5 protein-coding genes and 4 pseudogenes are annotated in these 6,480 nt (G+C 56.0%); 7 read left to right on the forward strand and 2 right to left on the reverse strand.

The window, feature by feature from the left end:
- Together BR41_RS21495 and BR41_RS25635 are read left to right on the forward strand one after the other, a co-directional pair.
- Positions 1-1,041 (forward strand): annotated as a pseudogene (locus tag BR41_RS21495) (hypothetical protein); the annotation flags it as partial.
- Positions 1,042-1,133: 92 nt separating this feature from the next.
- Positions 1,134-1,409: pseudogene (locus BR41_RS25635) on the forward strand (carbohydrate-binding protein); the annotation flags it as partial.
- Here BR41_RS25635 and BR41_RS24760 read toward each other — a convergent pair.
- Both BR41_RS24760 and BR41_RS24765 read right to left on the reverse strand, forming a co-directional pair.
- Positions 1,314-1,559, reverse strand: coding sequence for a hypothetical protein (locus BR41_RS24760; protein ID WP_035061446.1), 246 nt, complete (start codon positions 1,557-1,559; stop codon positions 1,314-1,316). The pseudogene BR41_RS25635 and the gene BR41_RS24760 sit on opposite strands and share 96 nt — an antisense overlap.
- Entirely contained in the window at positions 1,544-2,104 is a 561-nt protein-coding gene (locus tag BR41_RS24765; protein WP_035061456.1) for a hypothetical protein, read from the reverse strand. Before BR41_RS24765 ends, BR41_RS24760 begins: the two co-directional genes overlap by 16 nt.
- Positions 2,105-2,129: 25 nt before the next feature.
- Here BR41_RS24765 and BR41_RS21510 point away from each other — a divergent pair.
- From BR41_RS21510 to BR41_RS21525, 5 genes and pseudogenes are all read left to right on the forward strand, one after another.
- Positions 2,130-4,232: pseudogene (locus BR41_RS21510) on the forward strand (RHS repeat-associated core domain-containing protein); the annotation flags it as partial.
- Positions 4,229-4,483 carry a hypothetical protein gene (locus BR41_RS21515; RefSeq protein ID WP_035061449.1) on the forward strand — a complete coding sequence of 85 codons (255 nt, stop codon included), beginning with the start codon at positions 4,229-4,231 and terminating at the stop codon, positions 4,481-4,483. The pseudogene BR41_RS21510 and the gene BR41_RS21515, both read left to right, overlap by 4 nt.
- A 336-nt stretch (positions 4,484-4,819) precedes the next feature.
- Positions 4,820-4,963 carry a Com family DNA-binding transcriptional regulator gene (locus BR41_RS25640; protein WP_084187519.1) on the forward strand — a complete coding sequence of 48 codons (144 nt, stop codon included), beginning with the start codon at positions 4,820-4,822 and terminating at the stop codon, positions 4,961-4,963.
- Positions 4,911-5,141, forward strand: a pseudogene (locus BR41_RS21520) (DNA adenine methylase); the annotation flags it as partial. The gene BR41_RS25640 and the pseudogene BR41_RS21520, both read left to right, overlap by 53 nt.
- 65 nt (positions 5,142-5,206) lie before the next feature.
- Positions 5,207-6,232: an IS110 family RNA-guided transposase gene (locus BR41_RS21525; protein ID WP_035060105.1), complete on the forward strand. Its 1,026-nt coding sequence runs from the start codon at positions 5,207-5,209 to the stop codon at positions 6,230-6,232.
- Positions 6,233-6,480: the final 248 nt, after the last annotated feature.

Genomic DNA, 6,480 nt, shown 5'->3' on the forward strand with positions numbered 1-6,480 from the left:
ATTACCGACGAAAACGGCGTGCGCTTTGCTACCTATACATACAACAGCGCTGGCAAAGCCACCTCCACCGAGCATGCAGGCAAGGTTGAGCATTACGACGTTGTGAGCTTCACCGATATTACGCGTGTTAACACCCAAGCTACTGTCACCGATCCGCTCGGTGCACAACGCAACTATACATTCCAGAATGTGCTTGGCGTTGCCAAACCGATTGTTCAAACCCAGCCCGGTGGGGCCGGGAATCTGAACGCGTCGAATGCAACGACCTATAACGCGAACGGAAATGTGGCGAGTCGCACCGATTTCAATGGCGTTACAACGACCTATGCATACGACCAAGCCCGCAATCTCGAAACCGGCCGTATCGAAGCAGCTGGTACTCCGCAAGCTCGCACCATCACTACGGCTTGGCACCCGAGCTATCGTTTGCCAACGCAAATCACCGAACCAAATCGAACCACCACCTTTCAATATGATGCCAATGGCAATCTGATCGCGAAAACCATCACGGCGGGGAATGTTTCCAAGGTCTGGAGCTGGGTATACAACAACGCCGGCCAAGTGACCTCATCCACTGATCCGAATGGCAATACCAGCCAGTACACCTACGATGCCCAAGGCAATTTGGCGACGCAAATCGACCCTAGCGGCAAGGTCACCAAGTTCACCAGCTATGACGCCCACGGCAACCTGCTGTCCATGATCGACCCGAACGGCAAGGTCACGTCATTCAGCTATGACGCCCGCAATCGCCTGACCAGCCGCAACGATGGCACGGAAACCACGTCGTTCCAGTACGACCTGGTCGGCCAGCTGCTGCAAGTTGGGCTGCCTGATGGCTCCACCGTGACCTATAGCTACGACCCGGCGCATCGGTTGACGCAAATTGTCGATAGCCACGGCAACAGCATCAATTACACCCTCGACGCGATGAGCAACAAGCTCCGCGAAGACCATAGCGACCCGGCCGGGCAATTGGCCGCAAGCCTGCAACAAGTCGCCAGTCAAACCACGACAGCTACGCCGGCCTTGCCGCAATAATTCGAGAGTCAATCAAAATGAAAACGCGACAATTCGGCCGCACGACGCTGGCGACCCTCATTGCTGGTCTGCTGATCGGCGTCCCAACCCACATGGCTTGGGCGGACACCGCGCCATCGACTTGGCAGGACGGCACGTCCTATCAAGCAGGGCAGCAGGTGATTTACAACGGGCGCACCTACAAAGCATTGCAAGCCCACACCGCCCACCGAGGCGCGGGATGGAACCCGCAAGCCACCCCCGACCTGTGGCAAGTACAAAATCGCGAGGAATCACCTGCCGAACGTTGTGCTGAATGGAAAGAAGGGTTCGAGTACAACGCAGGCCAACTCGTTCGTTACAAAGGCAAGGTCTACATCGCTGCGGTGAAACACACGGCCTATATCGGCGCCGGCTGGAATCCAGTTGAAGCTGCATCGCTGTGGAAGAAAGGTGGGGAGTGTCGCGACGACGATCATGATAGGGATGATGATCGCGACCAGGATCGAGATCACGATAGGGATCACGACCACCACCATACGCCGACCCCGACCACACACCCGACGCCCAAGCCTAGCGTGACACCGGCTCCCGCACCGACGCCGGTCCCATCGAAGACACCAATTCCAAGCCCAACACCGACGTCTTCGCCGGTGCCATCACCTATACCAAGTCCTACACCGACCTCGTCGCCCGTACCGTCACCTTTACCAAGCCCGTCGTCGGTACCGTCCCCCGTGCCAAGTCCGACGCCGACGGCTTCACCGATACCGTCGCGGGTTCCGAGCCCAACACCGACGTCTTTGCCTGTGCCGTCCCCCGTGCCGAGCCCGTCGCCGACCGCATCACCGGTACCGTCGCGTATTCCAAGCCCGACGCCGACCTCATCGCCAGTACCGTCGCCGGTTCCAAGCCCGACGCCGACCTCATCGCCAGTACCGTCGCCGGTTCCAAGCCCGACGCCGACCTCGTCGCCAGTACCGTCGCCGGTTCCAAGCCCGACACCGACCTCGTCGCCAGTACCATCGCCGGCACCGATACCAACGCCCACCCCCGTTGTTATCGTTCCGACACATGTTCCCATCGTCAGCGCTTTTTACAGCTACGACATTTTGGGCCGGCTAATCACCATCATGGACGGCAATGGCTTCCAGACGACGTTTACTTATGACGCCAACGGCAACCGCCTGACCAAGACCGATGCGTTTGGTCACGTGACGAAATATGCTTATGACGCCTTGAATCGTCTCAGCAAGCAAACCGATCCGGCCGGCAACGTCACCATCTTCAGCTACGACGCCAACAATCACTTGGTCAGCGTCACCGACCCGGAAGGTTTCACCACCAGCTACACCTACGATGGCCTCGATAACCTGCTCAAGTTGGTCAGCCCGGATAGCGGCACGACGAATTACGTCAAAGATTCTGCTGGCAACACCACCCAAAAGACCGATGCACGTGGCAAAACCGCGCAATACCAGTACGACAACCAGAACCGCGTCATCAACATCACCTACGGCGACCAGACGCAGACCTTTAGCTATGACACTGCGGCCAACGGCATCGGCAAGCTGGGTAGCTTCACCGATGCGGATGGCAGCACCAGTTACAGCTACGACCCCCAAGGGCGCACCACCCAAGTCAGCCGCACAGCGAATGTCGGCGGCAATGCCCTCACGCAAACAGTTGGCTACAGCTGGCTGCCGGGCAATCACATCCAGACCATCACCTACCCGTCTGGCGTGATTGTGACCTATGGCTGGAACAAGGCCACCCTCGTCAGCGTGACCGTAAACGGCCAGCCGCTCGCCAATAACATCGTCTGGTCAGCTAGCATTGGTGCACAAAGTTGGACGTGGGCCAACGGGCAAACCTGGGCGAGAGCCGCCGACAGCACCGGCCGCATTGCCGGCCTGAAGCTCGGCGATACCGTCCGCGTGAACAGCTATGACAACGTCGGTAATGTCAGCACCATCAATGACACTACGCACAGCTCGTTGAACCAGAGTCTCCGTTACGACGTGATGGACCAGCTCTTGGTTGGCAATGTAGGCGGGGTCACCTTTTATTACGGCTATGACAAGAACGGCAATCGTGATTACGCCAGCAATGGCCGCAACGCGACCTACTTTCAGTACGACACAACCAGCAACAAGCTGCTCAACACCACCGGCAACAACGCCGCAACGTACCAATATGATGCGGCCGGCAATCAGACCCAATCCGGCAACATCATCAGCACCTACAGCAACGCCGGCCGGTTGAGTCAGGTGCAAGTTGGAACCGCTGTCACGCAATACAGTTACAACGCCCTCGGCCAACGTGTCCAAAAGACCAACGCCAACGGCACCATCCGCTTTATGTACGACGAAGCCGGCCACCTGCTGGGCGAATACGACGCCAGCGGCAAGGCGATTCAGGAAACGGTGTGGCTAGGTGATCTGCCGATTGCCACTATTCGGCCGACCGTCGACCCTGCCAATCCGAAGGTGTACTACGTGTGGGCAGACCAGCTCGGCACGCCGCGCCAAGTCACCGATCCGATCAGCAATGCTGTGGTTTGGCGCTGGGATGGCGAAGCGTTTGGTAATAGCTTGCCGAACCAAGACCCGAGCAATCTTGGTCAGCAATTTATCTATAATTTGCGCTTCCCAGGGCAGTATTACGATGTGGAGACGGGGCATCATTACAACTACTTCCGGGACTACGACTCTGTTCTGGGGCGTTACACGACAAGTGATCCGATTGGCTTAAAGGGTGGGTCTTATTCAACATATACATATGCGGGTAATGAACCGACAAAATACACCGACAAGAATGGTTTGATCGTTCCATTGCTAGCAATCCCAGGCCTGTGCGCAGGAGGTGGGTGCGAAGCTGCCGCTGCATTAATTGGCGGGCTTTGGTCGATGTCGAATAACAATCAAAACTCCGGTTCGAGTGGCGGAGTATGGGACGACATCGGAACGGTCGTGCCTCCATCCGTGGTAGATGATCGAATCAACCCTGCAGCCGGCGCAGGGGCTTCATCCTCGGGCGGTGGTGGGGATTGTAAGAAAGAATGCGAGCTGGCCTATCAGCGAGAAGTTGCTGAGTGCAAAATTGCGTCGTTACTTTGGAACAAAGCGGCAGGTAGCGTTTGCTATGCTGTAGCGCTGACGCGGCGGAATAATTGCCTGAAAAATTGTAAAAATGGAGACTGCCCCAAATGAGTAGCGAGGTCGTAGCATTTTTTGATGAAGATTCTGATTCATTTTGCATTGGAACCAGAGAAGCTGGCCGTGTAACGGGTGACTTATTTGTCGTTATTCAAGTGCCCAGTGATGAAATGATGAAAATGGATGTGGTTGAGTTAGAAAGGAAAGTCGGCGGCAGTGTATTAGGGTTGTTGCAAGTCGCATTAAAAAGAAAAATATGTTCAAGGGACTATGTCGGTGAAAGTGAGTCCGAAGAACTTGAATAATCAAGTCATGCAGATTGACTAAGTGGCGGCCCCTTTGGGGCCGTTACAATTTAGATATATGTGTGACGCGCAATGCTACTGAAGCGTTGCGGGATGCTGCTGGATGAGCTGATGCGAGATAGTGGCGAAAGAGAACAGCGGCCGGTTTCAGTGCGCTAACACCGAAGCCGGCCACCCAACCCACTGCGTAAGTCAGTGAGCCAAGCCAAGGCTGCTTCCTCTCTGCAGAGAGGGCGCGAAGCCTAGCACAACCGTTAGAACGGCTCACTCATGAACGACATCCGCTGTGGTAGTTGCCGCAAACTGCTGGCCAAGGGCCAGTACAGCTAGCTTGAAATCAAATGCCCGCGTTGCCGGGCAATCAATCATTTGAGGGCCGCGTGCCCCGAACCCGAAAGCCTGCGAGCCTCCTGCCCCGGAGTTAACGATGGACAGCAGTCCCATCATTCCGTGGTTGGGCGGCAAACGACGCCTAGCTAATCAACTCATCCCCCTGTTCCCTCCACACGAATGCTATGTCGAGGTGTTCTGTGGTGGCGCGGCGTTGTACTTCCTGCGGCCGGTCTCGGCCGCGACCGAAGTGCTCAATGACATCAATGGCGAGTTGGTCAATCTATATAGAGTGGTGCAGCACCATCTGGAGGAGTTCGTGCGTCAGTAATGATATGGTCAGCCCGCCCCTCGGGGGTACGCTAGCCTTTTCAACTACCTGTCGGAGTCGTCATGGAACCCGTCGCACTGTTGGGAATTGATCTTGGCAAGCATACCTTTCATGTTCATGCGCAGAGCAAGGCCGGACATCAGCTTTGGCGGAAGAAGTTGAATCGCGCCCAGCTCATTCAAACCGTAGCCAACACGCCAATCTGCCGAGTCGTTATGGAGTCTTGCGCTGGCGCGCATTTCCTTGCGCGGAAGTTTGCGCAATTTGGGCACGATGTTCGGCTGATTGCGCCCCAGTACGTCAAACCGTTCGTCAAGGGAAACAAAAACGATTTTGTCGATGCAGAAGCAATCTGCGAAGCGGCTTCCCGCCCGACCATGCGTTTTGCACCTGCCAAGAACGAGCACCAGCAGACGGTGTCGGCATTACACCGGACGAGAGAAATGCTGATTCGCAATCGTGGGTCGGCACACAACCAGATCCATGCCTATTTGGTTGAATTCGGGATCGCGATTAGTCGCGGGCCTGCGGCAATCCGGAAGCTGCCTGCAGTGTTGGAAGCGAATGCATTACCGCCCCGTCTGATCGTGTTGCTGGAACAGCTCCGGGATCATGTGTTGTATCTCAATGAGCAAATCCAGATGATTGAACGTGCATTGAAAGCGTTGCTGGCCGAAGACGAGGCTGCACAACGGCTGCTGACTATTCCAGGTATCGGCCCCATTACGGCGAGTGTCCTTTCAACACAAGCCGGAGATGCCAAGCAGTACCGAACTAGCCGCGAATTTGCCGCGTCGCTTGGTTTGGTGCCGCGCCAATACAGCACGGGTGGCAAATCGACGCTGTTGGGCATATCGAAGCGCGGGGACAAGCATTTACGGACGCTGCTGGTTCAATGTGCCCGATCGATCATGATGCATATTGATAAACGAACCGATGCCATGGCGTTGTGGGTTCGGCAACTCCTGCAGCGCCGACATTCCAGTGTTGTGGCCTGTGCGCTGGCAAGTAAGCTGGCGCGGATTGCGTGGGCGGTGCTGTGTAGCAAAACGGCATACGTTCCTCACCCGCAACGCGTTGTTCAGTAGGTTTCACCAGCTTCCTGCTTTTGCGACAACAAATGTAGATGACGACAACTGCAATCGGCCTCGCGACGAACCTGACATTTGAATGGGCTTTCGTAGCCGCGACAGTTTTGAGGAGCGTGGGGCGCGAATTTTCATCGTGGACGTGAGGAAGTTCTCCTCAATCAGAGTCCGGATACATTAGTGCATGCTTTTGTCTGCATCGAAATTTGAGGTTGCAAAAACTGGGCTGACCATACATTCAAATGGGC

Source organism: Andreprevotia chitinilytica DSM 18519 (assembly GCF_000711875.1).
In the GTDB taxonomy this organism is placed as follows: domain Bacteria; phylum Pseudomonadota; class Gammaproteobacteria; order Burkholderiales; family Chitinibacteraceae; genus Andreprevotia; species Andreprevotia chitinilytica.

Excerpts from the sequence above, each read along its gene's own strand:
- BR41_RS21525 (WP_035060105.1), top strand. The coding sequence starts at position 5,207 with ATGGAACCCGTCGCACTGTTGGGAATTGATCTTGGCAAGCATACCTTT.
- BR41_RS24760 (WP_035061446.1), bottom strand. The coding sequence starts at position 1,559 with ATGGTGGTGGTCGTGATCCCTATCGTGATCTCGATCCTGGTCGCGATC.
- BR41_RS24765 (WP_035061456.1), bottom strand. The coding sequence starts at position 2,104 with ATGGGAACATGTGTCGGAACGATAACAACGGGGGTGGGCGTTGGTATC.
- BR41_RS21515 (WP_035061449.1), top strand. The coding sequence starts at position 4,229 with ATGAGTAGCGAGGTCGTAGCATTTTTTGATGAAGATTCTGATTCATTT.